Origin of the sequence: Rhizobium sp. CCGE531 (genome assembly GCF_003627795.1) — a bacterium.
GTDB lineage: Bacteria > Pseudomonadota > Alphaproteobacteria > Rhizobiales > Rhizobiaceae > Rhizobium.
Genome location: NZ_CP032685.1, coordinates 231,840 through 248,994, shown reverse-complemented (window position 1 = coordinate 248,994; position 17,155 = coordinate 231,840). Strand labels below are relative to the sequence as shown.

12 protein-coding genes are annotated in these 17,155 nt (G+C 61.6%); 6 read left to right on the top strand and 6 right to left on the bottom strand.

All coding sequences use genetic code 11. The features are described from left to right. Window positions 1–100: 100 nt before the first annotated feature. From CCGE531_RS20665 to CCGE531_RS20640, 6 genes are all read right to left on the bottom strand, one after another. Window positions 101–1,054 carry an NAD(P)-dependent oxidoreductase gene (locus tag CCGE531_RS20665; RefSeq protein ID WP_120667358.1) on the bottom strand — a complete coding sequence of 318 codons (954 nt, stop codon included), beginning with the start codon at window positions 1,052–1,054 and terminating at the stop codon, window positions 101–103. A gap of 243 nt (window positions 1,055–1,297) precedes the next feature. Further along, window positions 1,298–3,439 (bottom strand): beta-galactosidase, encoded by a 2,142-nt coding sequence (locus CCGE531_RS20660; protein WP_245459337.1) that lies wholly within the window; start codon window positions 3,437–3,439, stop codon window positions 1,298–1,300. A 20-nt stretch (window positions 3,440–3,459) separates the two neighbouring features. After that, window positions 3,460–4,605, bottom strand: a complete 1,146-nt coding sequence (locus CCGE531_RS20655) for an ABC transporter ATP-binding protein (protein WP_120667354.1) — start codon at window positions 4,603–4,605, stop codon at window positions 3,460–3,462. 58 nt (window positions 4,606–4,663) lie between these two features. Further along, window positions 4,664–5,515 (bottom strand): carbohydrate ABC transporter permease, encoded by an 852-nt coding sequence (locus tag CCGE531_RS20650; protein WP_120667352.1) that lies wholly within the window; start codon window positions 5,513–5,515, stop codon window positions 4,664–4,666. Continuing rightward, window positions 5,515–6,399, bottom strand: a complete 885-nt coding sequence (locus CCGE531_RS20645; protein ID WP_120667350.1) for a sugar ABC transporter permease — start codon at window positions 6,397–6,399, stop codon at window positions 5,515–5,517. The genes CCGE531_RS20650 and CCGE531_RS20645 overlap by 1 nt, the downstream gene beginning before the upstream one ends. A gap of 64 nt (window positions 6,400–6,463) precedes the next feature. After that, entirely contained in the window at window positions 6,464–7,735 is a 1,272-nt protein-coding gene (locus CCGE531_RS20640; RefSeq protein ID WP_120667348.1) for an ABC transporter substrate-binding protein, read from the bottom strand. A 275-nt stretch (window positions 7,736–8,010) separates the two neighbouring features. Between CCGE531_RS20640 and CCGE531_RS20635 the strand changes: the two genes are divergently transcribed. The 6 genes from CCGE531_RS20635 to CCGE531_RS20605 all read left to right on the top strand — a co-directional run bounded on the left by CCGE531_RS20635 (window position 8,011) and on the right by CCGE531_RS20605 (window position 17,153). Beyond that, window positions 8,011–9,216, top strand: coding sequence for an ROK family transcriptional regulator (locus tag CCGE531_RS20635; protein WP_120669246.1), 1,206 nt, complete (start codon window positions 8,011–8,013; stop codon window positions 9,214–9,216). A gap of 469 nt (window positions 9,217–9,685) precedes the next feature. Then, window positions 9,686–10,846, top strand: coding sequence for an efflux RND transporter periplasmic adaptor subunit (locus tag CCGE531_RS20625; RefSeq protein WP_120667346.1), 1,161 nt, complete (start codon window positions 9,686–9,688; stop codon window positions 10,844–10,846). A 13-nt stretch (window positions 10,847–10,859) separates the two neighbouring features. Beyond that, window positions 10,860–13,979 carry a multidrug efflux RND transporter permease subunit gene (locus CCGE531_RS20620; protein ID WP_120667344.1) on the top strand — a complete coding sequence of 1,040 codons (3,120 nt, stop codon included), beginning with the start codon at window positions 10,860–10,862 and terminating at the stop codon, window positions 13,977–13,979. Window positions 13,980–14,015: 36 nt separating this feature from the next. After that, window positions 14,016–14,291 carry a response regulator transcription factor gene (locus tag CCGE531_RS20615; RefSeq protein ID WP_120667343.1) on the top strand — a complete coding sequence of 92 codons (276 nt, stop codon included), beginning with the start codon at window positions 14,016–14,018 and terminating at the stop codon, window positions 14,289–14,291. Then, on the top strand, window positions 14,288–15,391 hold the full coding sequence (locus CCGE531_RS20610; RefSeq protein WP_245459334.1) for an ATP-binding protein: 1,104 nt from the start codon (window positions 14,288–14,290) through the stop codon (window positions 15,389–15,391). Before CCGE531_RS20615 ends, CCGE531_RS20610 begins: the two co-directional genes overlap by 4 nt. Continuing rightward, complete coding sequence (locus tag CCGE531_RS20605) at window positions 15,366–17,153, top strand: ABC transporter ATP-binding protein (RefSeq protein ID WP_120667341.1); 1,788 nt, start codon at window positions 15,366–15,368, stop codon at window positions 17,151–17,153. Before CCGE531_RS20610 ends, CCGE531_RS20605 begins: the two co-directional genes overlap by 26 nt. Window positions 17,154–17,155: the final 2 nt, after the last annotated feature.

The window sequence follows — 17,155 nt, the reverse complement described above, 5'->3', positions numbered from 1 at the left end:
CGCGGCGTAGGTAGGCTTTCCAGAGCGAACGGCGTCGGTGGTTGCGGGGGCAGGATTTGAAGCTGCGGCCTTCAGGTTATGAGCCTGAACGCCCTAGCCTTCAGCCGATCCGGCCTGTCTCCATCAGCCAGGTGACCGATTCCTGAACGGCCTGCAGCGATGTATAGCGAGGCCTGTAACCAAGCAGCCGCTCCGCCTTGGCAATCGAGCAATTCGGGCTTCGGGCAATATGCTCCCAGGTCGCCTGCGCGTCCTCCGGCGCCTGCCCTTCCGCCCATTGCTGATAGGGCAGGAACTCCAGCTTCGGCTCATGCCCGAACCAGCGCGACATGGCCTCGGCGTAGCCTCTCAGCGTCAGCGCGCCGCCTGAAACCGCATGAAAGGCCTCCCCGGTCGAAACGCGCCAATTGGCGATCGCGCCCATGAACATCTGCGCGACGTCATCCGCATGGACATGATGAACCGTCTCCAGGCCGAAATTCGGAAGCGCGAGCGCTTCACCCCGCGCCAATGTCGAGAATGCCGACAGATTGAAATGCCCGGCCGGATTGAGGGGCGCCCAGCCCGGGCCGACAATATGGCCGGGATGAATGAGGGTCGCGGGAAATCCCCTGCGCCGCGCCTCCTCCAGCAAATGCGCCTCGATGGCTGCTTTCTGAATACCATAATCGCCGAACGGCCGCTTCGGCGCCTCCTCCGGGGTCGGAACGACGGTCGAAAAGCCATGCGTCCAGATCGTGCCCGTATGCAGGAAATGGCCGACATGACCGACAAGCGTCTCCGTCAGGTGCCTTGCGCTATCGAGCGTGAAGCAGATCATGTCGATGACGGTATCCGGCTTCAATGCGCGGATGGCCGGACCGAAGCTGCCATCCTTCTCCATGGCGGCGCGATCCATCACCAGCGTCTCGGCCTCGTTCCAGGCCTTGTTCGGCGAATAGGGCCTGGCCTGTCCGCGGCTGATCGCCACCACCTCGTGCCCGGCCTCGACCAGCCGCGGCACGAGATAGGTGCCGACATGGCCCGTGGCGCCGATAATCACCGTGCGCGTCATGATATCCTCCCAATAGTCGAGATCAAAAATCGGCTGCCGCCGAAATGCGAGACATGTTCCGTTTGTGAGAATAGGAGCGCGCGCGGCTTTGTCACCCTCCGTCTAGAGAAAGTGACGATTTTCTTGAGATTGTGTCGCGACAACGGGCGGCTGTGAGAATAAGCACGCGAGTGGCCACGAGTGGTTCGAAACATCGCGACTATCGGCACCCGCCCCAAAGAAGCGGGTGCCGCAAGGTTGAACCTAGCGAAGCTCTATGATGGCGCAGCCATAGGCGTCGAGCGACAGCGCGCCGGATACCGTCTTGCCATCGTCAAGAAGATTGATGCCAGCCGGAACCTCACGCAGTTCGGCGCGCCGATCGAGATAGTTCTGCAGGAAAAGCAGGCGCCGCTCGTCGTTCTGGCGCATCGTCACTTCGACGCCCTCGGGCAGATCGCCGACAAGAGGCGCAATTCCCGCCTCCGCAAAGGTTCGATCGGCCAGCGCATCCGTCAGCTCTGATGTCAGATAGGTGCCGAGATAAAGGACCCTGCCCTTGCCGACCCGACGCAGGCTTGCCATCGGCGTGCCTTCGGCATAGCGGTTCGACCATGCCGCAATCACCTCGACGTCGTCCGTCACCGTCAGGTTCTCGTAGAAATGGGCAGCCTCGATCTCGCGATTGCCGAAGGTGAAGCGGCGAACGCGACGATGGGATTCCGCCGGGCGGCTAGGTGGAACGACAAGCCCGCCCGACCGTGACATGACGTCGAAAAGACCTTTGGCGCCGGGTGCGGCCAGGCGGCCGAAATCCTCGACCGTGACGCCCGTCAACTGCGTCAGCGACGAGCCCGGCGCGGCCTCGCGGATGACATGGTTGTTTTCATCACGCGTGCCGGTCCGCGCGCCGATGACGACGGTGCCGCCGTCCCGGGCGAAGGCCTCAAGCCGCTCGGTCCAGCCGTCCTTCCACATCACCCAATGCGGCACATAGAGCAGCTTCAGCCGCGACAGATCGTCGTCGGGGTGGATGAAGCCGCAGGCGATGCCGCGATCGTAGCAATATTGGTGCAGCTGGACGGCATCGTCCTGCGGGCTCGGCAATCCGATCGAATAGGTCTTGTGCGCCTCCTGATTGTCGAAATCCGAGCCGGCGATGCCGACATCCATGCGCACATGGGTGCCTAGGATCTTGTCCTTCAACGCCATCATCTCGGTGGCAAATTGCTTTGCCTCGTCGTAGCGATGACGCGGCACATCATCATGATCGATGATGCCCATCCAGTAGATTTCCGCGCCGAAATGCGCCGGACGCCAGCGGAAGAACATCAGGCCATCGGCACCGCGCGCGACTGAGGACATGGCCATGCGCCGCATTTCACCGGGCTCCGGCGTCAGCGTGCAGAAGCCCGGCTGGCTGCCGAAGCCGGACTGCTGCTCGGGCACGATGTAGTTCCCTGAGAAGCCGCGGCAGACGTCGAGGTGGAGTGCCTGCACCTTGGCATGGTTGCCGATGCGCTGGAATTCGTCATAGAGCATCGGATAGATGTCGTAGCCGACGAAATCGAGGTCGTTGGAAAACTGCCCGCGAAAGTCGATATCGCGAAGGCCGCCGAGATTGTGGAAGATGAACCACTCTGACTTGGTGGCCCGCAGGATTTCCACCTGATCGTGCTGAAAACGGGCCGTCGCGAAAGCGAGGAAGCGATGATAGTCCTGTACATGGCCGGGACTTGGGAAGGTGGGACCGAATTCGATCGGAAGCACGACCTGGCTGAAATCGTCATAGGCCGTCGCCCAGAAATCGCCGCCCCAGGCGAAATTGAGCTTGTCGATCGTCCCGTACTTCTCCGCAAGAAAGACCTGAAACTCCGAAAGCGTCGCCGCAGAGAAGGATTCCGGCATACTGGTGTTGAGCTCGTTGTCGGTCTGCCAGCCGATGACATGGGGATGAGCGCGATAGTGCTCGGCCATCGCCTTCGTGATCCGCTTGCTATGCTCGCGGAAAACCGGGCTCGCCGTGTCGGCATGCTGGCGCGAACCGTGGCTCATTGTCCGGCCGTTGCCGTCGACGCGAAGGATTTCGGGATGGGCAGCCGTCAGCCAGCGCGGCGGCGTTGCCGTCGGCGTGCACATGATGGTATCGATGCCGTGGCGCGCCAGCACCGCGATGGCGCGGTCGAAGAGATCGAAATCGAAGGTGCCGAGCTTCGGCTCGAAAAGATGCCAGGCAAATTCGCCGAGACGCACGACATTGAAGCCGGCCTCGGCCATGCGCTTGGCGTCCCGCTCCCAATAGCCCTCATCGACATGTTCCGGATAATGCGGTGCACCGACCAGAAACCTGTCGGTCTTGATGGTCCGCCATACGGAAAGGTCGTTCTTACTGCTGCTCACTGACACGGTATCAGGCTCCTGAACTATTATTTATCGAGAATTGGCTTGCGGACGGTGATGGTTCGCTCGTCCTGGCTGGAGAAAAGGTAGATTTCCCTGGGATCGATGCTGAGGCCGATCGGCGCATCGTTGGCGATGCCGGCGACATGGCCGATCTGCACGGTGATGCTGCCGGTGCCGCTTTCGGAGCCGATGCATTGCAGCTCGCCGGCATCGACATAGAGAATGGTCTCGCGCCCGAGGTGCTCCACAAGGCGGACCTGACCGGAAATCGGAGCGCCCGCGGATTGTCCCTCGGCGATCGCGATGTTCTCGGGCCGGATGCCGAGGGTGAGCTTTTCTCCCTGCCGAACCTCGCAACCGGGCGCGAGATCGACGGCAACCGGCGCAAGGCCGGGCGCGGAGACGGTCACTCTATGTCCGGAGGTCCGATCGACGGTCACGGTGAAGAAATTCATCCGTGGCGCGCCGAGGAAGCCCGCCACGAAGAGATTTTCCGGATTGCGATAGAGCTCCAACGGCGAGCCTACCTGCTCGATGATGCCGCGGTTGAGCACCACGATCCGGCTCGCCATCGTCATGGCCTCGATCTGGTCATGCGTGACATAGACCATGGTCGCACCAAGCTCGGCATGCAGGCTGCTCAATTCGACGCGCATCTGCGTGCGAAGGGCTGCATCGAGATTGGACAGCGGCTCGTCGAACAGGAAAACCTCTGGGGAGCGGGTGATGGCGCGGCCGATCGCGACGCGCTGGCGTTGTCCGCCGGAAAGCTGCTTCGGCCGCTTGTCGAGCTGATCGGTAATCCTGAGGATCTTGGCGGCGCGCGCCACGGCCGCATCGATCTCCGCCTTCGGCCGTTTGGCCATGCGCAGGCCGAAGCCCATATTCTCGGCAACCGTCATATGCGGATAGAGCGCATAGGACTGGAACACCATGGCGATACCGCGCTCGCCCGGCTCTGCCGTGGTGACATCGCGGCCATTGATCAGGATTTGGCCGGAAGAGATCGTCTCCAGCCCGGCGATCGACTTCAGCAACGTGGACTTGCCGCAGCCGGAGGGGCCGACCATGACGATGAATTCGCCCTGTTCGACGGAAAGATCGATACCGCGCAGCGCATGATAGGCGCCGTAATTCTTGTTGATGTGGCGTAGTTCGAGACTGGTCATGCTTCTGGGCTCGCAAGGAAAGGATTGGCACTGAGGGTGGATATGGCGGATGGAATACTCATCCCTTCACCGCGCCCATGGTGAGCCCGGCAATGAAATGGCGCTGCATCAGGAAGAACATGACCACCGGCGGCACCGCGACGACGATGGTGCCGGCGGAGATCAGGTTCCAGGCGGAGACCCATTCGCCGCGCAGGTTGGCAAGTCCGGCCGTGACCGGCTTTACCGTATCGCTGATGGTCAGCACCACCGCCCAGAAATAGTCGTTCCACACGAAGGTGAAGATCAGGATCGCAAGCGCTGCCAGCGCCGGGCGAACCAGGGGCACGACGACGTGAACCAGTGTCTGGAAAGGTGTCGCGCCCTCCGCTCTCGCCGCCTGAAACAGCTCATCCGGCAAGGCGGCGATGAAATTGCGCATGAACAGCGTCGCAAAGCCCGTCTGGAAGGCAATATGGAAGATGATTAGCGCTGCGGGCGTGTCGTAGAGGCCGATGCGCACCATCAGATCGCGCACCGGGATCATCATGATCTGATAGGGCAGGAAATTGCCGCCAACGAACAAAGCAAAGACCAGCATGTTGCCACGGAAGCGATAACGCGCCAGCACGAAGCCGGCGAGCGTGCTTAAGGTCAGCACGCCGATGACGGCCGGCAGGGTAATCATCAGGCTGTTGAGGAAATAGCGCGCCATCGGCGTCTGGGTGAAGACGGAGGTATAGTTCTCCACCAGCCCGAACTGCGTCGGCCAACCCCAGAGATTGCCGCCCATGACATCCTGCGTCGAGCGAAACGACGTCAGGATGATGGCAAACAGCGGGCAGAGCCAGAGGATCAGGATAGCAAGCACGGCAATGAAATAGAAGCGACGCCGCCAGATGGCATCTTCGGCAATTGGGCGCGGATACATCAGGCCCCTCTTTCTTCGATACGAATAATGCGCGTGAGATACCAGACGATGAATACCGCCATGATCACGAACAGAACCGAAGCGATCGCAGCGCCGTAGCCGAAGCGATAAGAGAAGATCGATTGCTCGAACATCTGGTAGGCAAGCACTTCGGACGAGCCGAAGGGACCGCCCTGCGTCATGACCGAAACCATGTCGAACGAACGCAGCGCACCGACGACGGTGACGGCGATCGCGATGAAGGTGACCTGCGTCAGTTGCGGCAGGACGATATGGCGCAGCATGTTCAAGCCCCTCGCCCCATCGACGCGGCCGGCGCCGATCAATTCCTCGCTGAGATTGTTCAATCCCGCGAGATAGAGCACCATGCAGAAGGCGATCTGCGGCCAGAGCGCTGCAATCACGATCGCGAAAGTGACGAAATGCTCGTCCGACAGGACCGCCGGTGCGGTCGCGCCGAAAAAGCCGAAGACCAGCGCCAGCAAACCGAGCTGCGGCGTATAAACCCAGGTAAAGACGACGCCGACGGCGACCGAGGCGAGCACCAACGGAATGAAGAAAAGCGACTTCATGAACCGCATGCCGCGAATCTTCTGGTTGACCAACAGGGCGATCGCCAACCCGAGCGGTGGCGCCGCCATGAACATGACCAGCCAGATGACGTTGTTCTTCAACGAGACATAGAATTGCGGGTCGTTGAACAGCTCGACATAATTGCCGAAGCCGATCCAGATCATCGGGCTGAAGCCATCCCATTCGTGCAGGCTGATCCAGAGGCTTTCTATCGCCGACCACAGGATCACGACCGAAAAGAGAACGGCCGCGGGCAATATCAGCAAAGTCGGGGTGAGCCACCAGCGATGGCGGCGCCAAAATCTCATCATCTCATCCTCTTTCGGTATGGGCAGGCGGAGCAGCGGCTCCGCCTGCCGGTCGCTGGGAGGAAGGTCAGATCTTGTAGATACGCTTGCGCGTACCTTCGAGCCGCTTCAGGATCGCATCGCGCCGCTCGGGCTTTGCCATGAACTCCTGGAAGCCGACGAGGCCGGCCTGGGCCATGTCGGGATCGCTGTCGCGGTCGTAATATTGCGAGGTCCCCTGTACCGTCTTCAGCGTTTCGACGGCTGCGTTGACGAGCGGGTCCTTGCTGGGCGGCAGGTCATTGCGGGGCGGCACGTTGCCGCCGGGCTCGAGATAGGGGCCGAGGTTTTCCGGCCGATAGAAATAGGCGAGGAACTCGCGCGCGCCCTGCTTGTTCTTCGCATTGGCCGGGATATGCACCGAGTTTAGCGAAAACTCCTCGAAACGGCCGATCTTCGGATCGATCGTCGGGAAGGGTGCGAAAGCGAGCTGATCGAGCTCTTCCTTCGGGAAAGTGGAGCGGACGAAGGCGCCGAGGTTCATCATGCCCGCCTTCTTTTGCGACAGAAGCGCACCCGCCTCCTGCCAGCCGAAGGATGTATTGTTCGGCGTGAAGAAATCCTGCTTGATCAGGGTTTCCCACATGTCGAACACCGGCTTCAGTGCCGGATCGAGATAGCTCATCTCGCCGTTCATCAACGCCATGTGCTTGTCGAGGCCGTTTATGCGCAGGTTCATCTGATCGAACCACCCGGCTGCCGGCCACAATTCCTTGGTGCCCATCGCAATCGGCGTCAGATTGGCGCTCTTGCATTTGGCACCGTAGGCCAGGAAATCGTCCCAACTTGCCGGTACCGTGGTGCCGAGCTGGGCGAAGACGTCCTTGCGATAGAACATGCCCCAGAGCGTGCCGCCCGTCGGCAGGCCGTACTGCTTGCCGTCGACCGTGACCGAACCGGCCGCAGCGCCAAGGACGTCCTTATACTTCTCTTTTTCGAAGAGATCGGAAATGTCATCGAACAGGCCGCGCTTGACGAAGGCGCGCATGCGGTTTCCCGAAAACCAGAAGCAGATATCCGGCGCGCCGGCGACCAGATAATTGCGGATCGCTGTCTTGTGCGCCTCGTGGTCCATATTGTTGACCACGACCTTGACGCCGGCCTGCTTGCCGAAGTCCTCCGCCGTCTTGCGCAGGATCGCCAGCGCATCGGCGTTGTTCTCGTCGGAAATGATGTTGATATCCTGCGCCTGCGCGATGGCAGGCATGGGAAAACCAGTGAGCGCTGCGACGGAAACCGCCCCTGCCCCCTTCAAAAAGACGCGCCGGCTCGCCGGCCTTCCAAGCAAATTGAAAGTCATTTGAACTCCTCCCGTTGTGGTATCTATCTTCGTCCTTAGCCAGCGAACCGGATGGAATGCGCGGCGGACGCCCCTCTTGCCGCCTACGCAATGGTCGCAACGAACCTGCCGCAGCAATGCATTTGCACCGCCCGGAAGCCTCGGCTCGAGAAACCTTGTCCTATTGCTGACTTCTTCGTGCTTGCGCACATGCCGGATGTTGATCGACAAGTGAAGTTATGCATAAGTCTGAAACGGACGCAATAATTAATTTACAAAATTAAGAAATGGAAATCGTGAAGCTGAAAGGCGACCAGAGCACTTCGCGGGCCCTCAACCGGCGGCTCATCCTGAACCTTCTGCGGCAAGAAGGGCCGAAAAGCCGCGCCGAGATCGCGACGATCACCGGCCTCAGCCCAGCGGCCGTCACCTTCGTCATTGCCGACCTGATCGAGGAAGGACATGTCGCCGAAGGCAAGGCGGTGCCCGGGCTTTCGGGCCGGCGCCCCATACCCGTCGAGATCAATTACGCCAACGGGTTGGCGATCGGCTTCAAGCTGATGGTCGGCTCGGTCGAATGCGTCGTCACCGATCTTGCGACCAACCCGCTTGCCTCCTGCCGCTTGTCCCTTGGCGACAACGAGCCGGAAAATGTTGCGACGACGCTGGCCGAAGCCGTGCCTGAGCTCGTCAAGGCCGCAGGGCGTCCCCACGCGCGATTGGCGGGAATTGGTGTTTCCATGCCCGGCGTCATCGACAACGGCCAGGCCATCTGCGTGCGCAGCTTTCGCTTCAAGTGGAACAATGTACCCTTCGCATCGATGGTCGCGCAAAAGGTCAAGGTACCGGTCTGGCTCGAGGACGACACGAATGCCTATGCCATCGCCCAACAGCTCTTTGGCCCGGGAAGGCAGCATCGCAATATGGCCGTGCTTGCGATCGGCGTCGGCATCAGCTGCGCCGTCATCGTCGATGGAAAACTCTACCGCGGCGCCCATGGAGCAGCCGGCAAATTCGGTCATACCTTGCATGAGGAGAATGGCCGGCTTTGCGAATGCGGCAAGCGTGGCTGCCTGATGGCCTATTATTCCGAACCCGCCATGCTTCGCACATGGCGCGAGGCGACGAAGCGCGATGACCGCCATAGCCTATCCGACATGCTGCGGTCGGCGAAGGCGGGAGAGGCAGAGGTCGGCAAGATCCTGAGCGACGCAGGCGCCGGGATCGGCAAGGCGCTCGCCAATCTCGTCAACATCACCGACCCCGAAGTCATCGTCGTCGGAGGCGAGGCGGTTTCGTTCGGCGATGCCCTTTTCGGTCCCCTGGAAGCCAGCATGGCGGCCCGCACCTTTTTCGCCTCTCCGCCTCTCCTGCTCGATTGGGAAGACAACTCCTGGGCACGCGGCGCCGCCGCCCTCGTCACTCAGAAATTTTTCGACTTCGAGACGGCGGACGGAACAACCGGAATGAGCGAACCGGCCACGCCAGCCTATTTCTCATGATCCGTTGCTCTTTGACGCCGCTTCGTCAATTTGGACGTCGTGGAGTTTGCGTCAGGTGCCATGGATACCTAAGATTCGAAGCCCTGCGGCTTGACGTCTTCGGCGCCGTGCCTGACATGAAGAATTACAATTCCATCCAGCTATGAGCGATAATAGCTGCAGCGGTTCCGGTGGGACATGCGCGTAAACCTGGCGTGATGCGGTTCCCGGGTGAGCCAGTGAAATCCGCTTCGGCAATCCAAGCTTGGCAGTTAGGTCAGCTAGAAATTCCTGTGCAGAGTGAAGGCTATTTTCGGCAATATGACGCCTTAGAGCGGATTCAAGCACGCACAGCCTCGGTCTCGGTGCCGAACCGATGGTTCCGCGGGTCTGCTCTACCGCAATTCCACCAAAACTCCACGAACTCTATGCCAGATTTCCATGAGCACATGTCAACAGGGCGCAACATACAGCGAACACCGAGCTCGACATGCAGCATCATTCACTTCCGAAACTGCTCCTTATCTGTACCCTTCTTGCATCGGCATTGTTCCTTGCCCGTTGGGTCGCAAATGCTGGGAACGAGGAACAACATCCCATTGAGGAAAGCCGGCCCCAGGTAGTGGTAAGCACGCTCGTGCCCGAAAATGTGATGCTTCTCGACGAACTTCCCGGCCGCGTCGCGGCATACCACAGGGTCGAAATCCGGCCGCAGGTGGGAGGTATTATTAGAAGACGGCTTGTCGAAATGGGGGCGCGCGTCTCGAAGGGGCAGATTCTGTTCGAAATCGACACCGCGCCTTTGACCGCCGATCTGGAAACGGCGGAAGCCGGGTTGGAACGCGCTACGGCGGCGGAAGCGCATGCTCAGCGCGGCCTGGAACGGGCAGATCAGCTGCTGTCCAAGAACGCGACCAGTCGCGAGAAGAACGAGAATGCCCGCAGTGAACTTGCAGCCGCGCGGGCCAACCTTAACGAAGCGCGAGCCATCGTCGAAAGGCGGAGACTGGACCTCGAATTCGCCACCATTCGCTCACCCATCTCGGGCTATGTGGGCGCCACGCTGGCGGATGAAGGCGGGCTGGCTGCCCCGACATCGGAACGGGCGCTGGCTGTCGTGCAGGATATAGACCGCCTGTATGTCGATCTACGCCTGCCGGCCGCCCGGCTTGACGCCCTCCAGCGCGCTGCCGATGACGGGCTTGGCCCAATCGAAATCTTGAGCGCGCAGGGCGCGTCCCATCCCCGGCCGGGTCTGTTGAAATTTTCCGATGTCATCGTCGATCCGGGTACCGGCAATGCTTCGGTCCGAGCCGAAGTGGAGAACCCCGGTCTGTCACTGCTACCGGGCATGTATGTTCGCGCCAGACTGCCGCGCGGCCTGCTTCCGAAGGCGCTTTTGGTGCCGACGGATGCGGTGCAGAGAACAAGCGCCGCTGGAGCGCAGGTCGTGGTCGTGGATGCGAACGGCCGGGCCGAACGACGCACTGTGCAACTGGGCGATGCGATCGGAGGGCGCGTCGTCGTTACCTCTGGCCTGACCGCGGGCGAAATCATTGCCGTGCGCGGGCAGGACAAGGCTCTGGATGGCATGGCCGTGCACGCGATTCCGGCCTCGCAGCCCTCCGCCAGCATCGCAGGCAAGTCGTAAGGGATCAGAGGCAATGTCGCAGTTCTTCATCGACCGCCCAATCTTTGCCTGGGTTATCGCGATCTTCATCACATTGGCAGGCGTTCTCGCCATTCCGCAATTGCCGGTGGCGCGCTTCCCGGAAATTGCTCCTCCGAGCGTCAGCATCTTTACGACCTACAACGGCGCGACCGTGCAAACCGTCAGCGACAGCGTCGTCACGCCGATCGAGAAGGAACTCTCGAGCGTCAAGAACGTGCTCTATTACGAATCCACCGTCGATTCGACCGGTGGGGCAAATATCTCCGTGACCTTCAAGCCCGGCACCGACCCGGAACTGGCGCAGGTTGACGTACAGAACCGCCTGAAGAATGCCGAGCAACGCCTTCCCGAGCCCGTGCGCCGCGGCGGCCTCACCGTTGAAGCAGCAGAGTCGGGCTTCTTGATGATCCTGACGCTGAAGTCGCGCAACGGCACAACGGACGAACTCACTCTCGGCGACTATATGACTCGCAACCTTGGCGAGGAATTGAAGCGTCTTCCGGGGGTGGGCCGCGTACAGCAATTCGGATCAGAGCGCGCGATGCGGATCTGGGTCGACCCCGCGAAACTAGCGGCCTATGGGTTGGCCATGGCCGACGTGACCGAGGCCATCGCCCGCGAAAACGCGCAGGTATCGCCCGGCAGGGTCGGAGACGAACCGACCATGCCGGGGACGAAGATATCGACTCCGCTGACGGTGCGGGGCCAGCTGACCACCCCTGAGGAATTCGCAGCCATCCCGCTGCGGGCGCAGGCCGATGGATCGCGTTTGCTGTTGTCGGACATCGCTCGGGTGGAATTGGGCGCACAGTCGCTGAATTTCAGCGTCACCAGCAACGGCAAACCGGCGGCGGCGGCCGCCATTCAGCTCTCATCGGGGGCGAATGCGGTGCAAACCGCGGCCGCGATCGAGCAGCGCCTGGCCGAGCTGCAGACCACAATGCCCAAGGACATGGAGGTTTCGATCTCCTACAACACAGCGCCCTTCGTGAAGGTCTCGATCGTCAAAGTGGTCCAAACGCTGATCGAGGCGATGGTGCTGGTGTTCTTCGTCATGCTCTTGTTCCTTCAAAAGATCCGCTACACGCTCATCCCGGCCATCGTGGCTCCGATCGCGCTGCTGGGCACCTTCGCCGTGATGATGGTATCGGGCTATTCGATCAACGTACTGACGATGTTCGGCATGGTCCTGGCGATAGGCATCATCGTCGACGATGCCATTGTCGTTGTTGAGAACGTCGAGCGGATCATGACCCGGCAGGGCCTGTCGCCCAAGGAAGCGACCCGTCAAGCCATGCGCGAAATCTCGGGCGCCATCGTCGGTATCACACTGGTGCTCGCGGCCGTCTTCGTGCCGATGGGCATGGCCAGCGGGTCGGTCGGTGCAATTTATCGCCAATTCACCATGTCGATGTCGATCTCCATTCTTTTATCAGCCTTCCTGGCCCTGACCCTGACGCCCGCACTCTGCGCGACGATCCTGAAGCCTGCGACGGGCCAGGCGACGAGCGGCTTCTTTGCATGGTTTAATCGCTGGTTCGGCCGGCTGACCGCTCGCTATACGGGGTGGGTCGGTTGGACCCTGCAGCGCGGCGGCCGCATGTTGTTGGTCTATGCCGCCCTGCTAATCATCGCGGGCATCGGCTATATGCGCCTGCCCACCGCCTTCGTCCCGCAGGAGGATCAGGGCAACTTCATGGCCATGTTCGAACTTCCGGCCGGCGCCACCGCCGAGCGCACGCGGGAGATTGTCGCCGCCTACGAGACGCACACCGCAACGCGTCCCGATATCGCGGGCAACATCGTGATCCTCGGCTTCGGCTTTTCCGGCTCCGGGCCTAATGCCGCGCAAGCCTTCACCAGCCTGAAAGATTGGAGCGAACGCAAGACGAGCGTGAACGAGGAGATCGCCGCAGCCGAAGCAGCGATGACCGATATTCCGGAAGGCACGGCGATGATCATGAAGCCGCCGGCGATCGAATCGCTCGGCACAACCTCTGGCTTCTCGCTGCGGCTGGAAGACCGCGCCAACAGTGGGCCGTCAGCGCTGAAGGCGGCCGAGAACCAGCTCATCGCATTGGCGGCCACGAGCAAGCTGGTGACCGATGTGACAAGCGAGGGACTGCCCGACGGCCAAAGCATCGCGCTTCAGATCGATCGTCAGAAGGCACAAGCGCTTGGAGTGCCATTTTCTGCCATCAGCGACACGATCTCCACCGCGATCGGATCGAACTATGTCAACGACTTCCCGAACCGCGGCAACCTGCAGCAGGTGATTGTCCAGGCCGACGCGTCCGCGCGGATGCGCGTCGAGGACGTGTTGCGCCTTGAAGTGCGCAATATCGATGGCGGCATGGTGCCCCTTTCCGAAGTTGTCAGCCCCGCTTGGCAGACCTCGCCCTTGCAGATGGCGCGTTACAACGGCTATCCCGCGGCGCGCATCGCGGGCTCGGCTGCACCGGGCGTCTCCAGTGGTTCGGCGATGGGTGAGATGGAGCGGCTGGCCCGGCAACTGCCGCAAGGCTTCGCGCTGGAATGGACAGGCCAATCCTTTCAGGAAAAGCAATCCGCCGCGCAGGTTCCGATGCTGTTGGCGGCCTCCATGCTGATCGTCTTCCTGGTGCTGGCGGCGCTTTACGAAAGCTGGTCGATCCCGCTGGCGGTCATGCTGATCGTGCCGCTGGGCATGCTGGGCGCCGTCATGGCCGTACTGGCGAGAGGGATGGAGAATGACGTCTTCTTCAAGGTCGGCCTCATCACCATCATCGGCCTGTCGGCCAAGAACGCGATATTGCTGGTCGAGTATGTCCGTCACCTGCGTCAACAGGGGATGGGGCGATACCGGGCGGTGCTGCAGGCTGCGCGGCTGCGGCTGAGACCGATCCTGATGACCTCGCTGGCCTTCATCCTGGGCGTCATTCCGCTCATGGTCGCGCAAGGCGCCGGGTCGGAAATCCAGAATGCCATCGGCACCGGAGTTTTCGGGGGGATGATTGCCGCGACCGTGCTCGCCGTTTTCTTCGTGCCGGTCCTTTATGTTGCCGTCAGTCGGCTGACCTTTCGATCCGCTCAGCGCCCGGACCTGCGGGAACATCCTGCCGCAGCCGAATGACCGCCAAGACAGCAAGCCGGACTCCGAGAGCTAGCCATGAACAACGCGCTGATCCTTGCCACCGAAGACGAGCCTGATATCGCCGAGCTCACCGAGATCTATTTCACGCGCGAGAGCTTTCGGGTGATCACGGCAAACGATAACGCCCTCGGGCTCGCCCGGCATCGGTGGCTTGGGTCCGATCTGACGATTCCGGACTTTAAATTGCCGGGCCAGGACGGCTATCGCGCCGCAAGCTGGCGATCGCCAGTCCACGTGGTCCCAGGCGGCGGCAATGCGATGGCGCTGCTGCCGGTTGGAGGACCGTCATGATCGGTGACCTGAATTCCCCGATCGTGCGGGCGATGATCGGATTGACCCTTCTGGCGTTCGCGGTCGTCTATTTCGGCCTGCTGGCCTATTTCTCCTTCATCTATGATTGGCTTTATCCGGACGCGACCTATGACGAAAGCTGGCACCTGAGCGACACGCTTGCGCTTGGGCTGCTGCTGGGCGCGTGCGTCCTGGCCGCCTCGCTTTTTGGCTGGCGGCTAGCCTGTCGCATCATCATCCCGGTGAAGTCGGTAGCCGGAGCAGCACGTATGATCGCAAAGGGCGACTTCTCCGCCCGCGCGGTGTTGCCGGGCAACAGTTTCGGCGAGGCGGGTGATCTGGTCGCCGACTTTAACCAGATGGCCAAGCGGTTACAGCGGGCGGAAGCCGAGCTGAAGTACTCGAACTCGGCTATCGCGCATGAATTGCGTACTCCGCTGACAATCCTGCGCGGACGGCTGCAAGGGCTGCTCGACGGCGCTTTCGTGCCCAGTCCCGAACTCTACCGCCGACTGATCGCGCATGTGGATGATCTTTCAGCCATCGTTGAAGAGTTGCGCACTCTGGCATTGAACAATGCAGGGCAGCTTGCGCTGCAATGTTCGCGGATCGACCTGGCGGTGGAGGCCGAACGCGCGATCAATTCTCTCGAAGATCAACTCACTATGGCCGGGATCACGATCTCCCGCCAACTGGACAGCGCCGTCGCCACCGGCGACCGAGCGCGGCTGCGGCAGGCCATTGTCGCCGTCCTGGATAATTGTCGTCGTTACGCACCGTTGGCTCAGGTGCACATCGAGACGGGTCGAACGGATCAGCATGTCTTTTTCCGCTGCACCGATACCGGCCCCGGGCTTTCCGCCGAAAACCGCGTCCGTGCCTTTGAACGCTTCTGGCGCGCCGACTGCTCGCGCGGCCGCAGCCTGGGCGGATCGGGCCTGGGTCTGCCCATCGTCAAGGCTATCGCCCAAGCGCATGGCGGCGATGCAACGATCCTTTCCTCCGATCGGCCTGGCCTTGCCATAGAAATCCGCCTGCCGCGCGGGCCGCAACAAACACGGACTGAATCTCCCGATGCATCACGACACCCCCGATCATGAAGACTACGGCTATTCCGACCTGGCCATGCAGCATGCCTCGCTCTCACGAGTACTGTCGCTCTTTCGGCCCTATCGCGGACGTATCGCCTGTGTCGGGCTGCTGATGGCTGTCGCCTCGGCGGTTGGCCTGGTCGGCCCCTTTCTGTTGCGTGCGATCATCGACACCGCCCTGCCACAGCGCGATCTGAGCCTGTTGGTTTGGCTGGCCGCGGGCATGGTAGCGGTCGCGCTGGCTTCGTCTGGAATCGCGGCGCTGCAGGTTATCCTTTCGTCCCGTATCGGGCAGGCGATCCTGCACGACCTGCGCGTGCGGCTCTATTCGCATCTGCAAAGTCTGTCACTGCGGTTTTTCACCGGCACGCGGGTGGGCGAGGTGCAGTCGCGCATCGCCAGCGACATCGCCGGGCTGCAATCGCTGGTGACCGACACCGCGAACGAACTTGGCCGCTCGCTCAGCTCGGTTCTCATGACCGCCGTCGCCATTGCGCTGCTCGACTGGCGGCTCGCGCTGTTCGTGCTTCTGATCGTACCGGGGACGATGCTGATCAGCAGCCGCGTGGCCCGGATGCGGGAAGCGCTGACCTATGCACAGCAGGCTCGCGCCGCCGACATGTCGGCGGCCGTGCAGGAGACGCTTTCCATATCGGGCATCATCCTTGCGCGCACAATGGGCCGCGGCTCGCATCTGTCACAACGCTTCGCCCGCATTTCGCGCGACCTAGCCAAGCTCGAGGTGAAGTCCCACACAGCCGGCGAGTGGCAATGGTCGTTGATCAGTTTCTCGTTGGCGGTGCTGCCGGCGATGACGCTGCTGGCGGGTGGGGTGCTGATTCAGACCGACAACCCTGTCACGATCGGCACGCTGGTCGCAATGATTGCGCTGCAGGAGCAGCTCTTGTGGCCATTCGAGCAATTGTTGGAAATTGGCCGCGACATGCGTAAGACCCGCGCCCTCTTCGCGCGCATCTTCGAATATCTCGACAAGCCGGTCGAGATTACCGAACGGGCCGACCCGGTCAGCGTGCCGCGCACGGAAATGCGTGGCGAGGTGCGACTTGACCACGTCAGCTTCGCCTATCGCGAAGGCAATCGCCCCGCGGTCCACGACCTCAACCTGACCATTGCCGCTGGCACCCATGTCGCCATAGTCGGCCCCACCGGCTCGGGAAAGACGACGCTCGGATATTTGCTGGCGCGGCTTTACGACGTGGACAGTGGCGCAATCCGCTTCGATGGCGTCGACCTGCGCGATCTCAGCTTCCAGTCGCTGTCGGACATGCTGGGCGTGGTGTCGCAGGAACCCTATCTGCTGCACACGTCGGTGGCGGAGAACCTACGCTTTGCCAAATCGGATGCGACCGAGGCGGAGCTGGTCGAGGCCGCGAAGATCGCCCAAATCCATGATCATATCGCGTCGCTGCCACAAGGCTACGACACATTGGTCGGCGAAGGCGGCTATCGCTTTTCGGGCGGTGAGAAGCAGCGCCTCGTGCTGGCTCGCACCATCTTGCGCAACCCGCCTATTCTTCTGTTGGACGAGGCGACCAGCGCTCTGGACACCCGTACTGAGCGCGCCATGTCGATAGCGCTGGACAAAATGTCCAAGGGGCGCACCACGATCACCATCGCGCATCGACTTTCAACCATCCGTCGGGCCGACCTGATTGTGGTGATGCAGGCCGGACGCATTGTCGAACAGGGCATGCATGACGAGCTCGCCGCCTCCGGTGGCCTATATGCCGGCCTACTTCGAGGGGCTTGACC

What these genes read in the sequence shown, in the direction of transcription:
- CCGE531_RS20665 (WP_120667358.1), bottom strand. Translation starts at nt 1,054, where the DNA reads ATGACGCGCACGGTGATTATCGGCGCCACGGGCCATGTCGGCACCTAT.
- CCGE531_RS20655 (WP_120667354.1), bottom strand. Translation starts at nt 4,605, where the DNA reads ATGACCAGTCTCGAACTACGCCACATCAACAAGAATTACGGCGCCTAT.
- CCGE531_RS20650 (WP_120667352.1), bottom strand. Translation starts at nt 5,515, where the DNA reads ATGTATCCGCGCCCAATTGCCGAAGATGCCATCTGGCGGCGTCGCTTC.
- CCGE531_RS20645 (WP_120667350.1), bottom strand. Translation starts at nt 6,399, where the DNA reads ATGATGAGATTTTGGCGCCGCCATCGCTGGTGGCTCACCCCGACTTTG.
- CCGE531_RS20640 (WP_120667348.1), bottom strand. Translation starts at nt 7,735, where the DNA reads ATGACTTTCAATTTGCTTGGAAGGCCGGCGAGCCGGCGCGTCTTTTTG.
- CCGE531_RS20625 (WP_120667346.1), top strand. Translation starts at nt 9,686, where the DNA reads ATGCAGCATCATTCACTTCCGAAACTGCTCCTTATCTGTACCCTTCTT.
- CCGE531_RS20620 (WP_120667344.1), top strand. Translation starts at nt 10,860, where the DNA reads ATGTCGCAGTTCTTCATCGACCGCCCAATCTTTGCCTGGGTTATCGCG.
- CCGE531_RS20615 (WP_120667343.1), top strand. Translation starts at nt 14,016, where the DNA reads ATGAACAACGCGCTGATCCTTGCCACCGAAGACGAGCCTGATATCGCC.
- CCGE531_RS20610 (WP_245459334.1), top strand. Translation starts at nt 14,288, where the DNA reads ATGATCGGTGACCTGAATTCCCCGATCGTGCGGGCGATGATCGGATTG.
- CCGE531_RS20605 (WP_120667341.1), top strand. Translation starts at nt 15,366, where the DNA reads ATGCATCACGACACCCCCGATCATGAAGACTACGGCTATTCCGACCTG.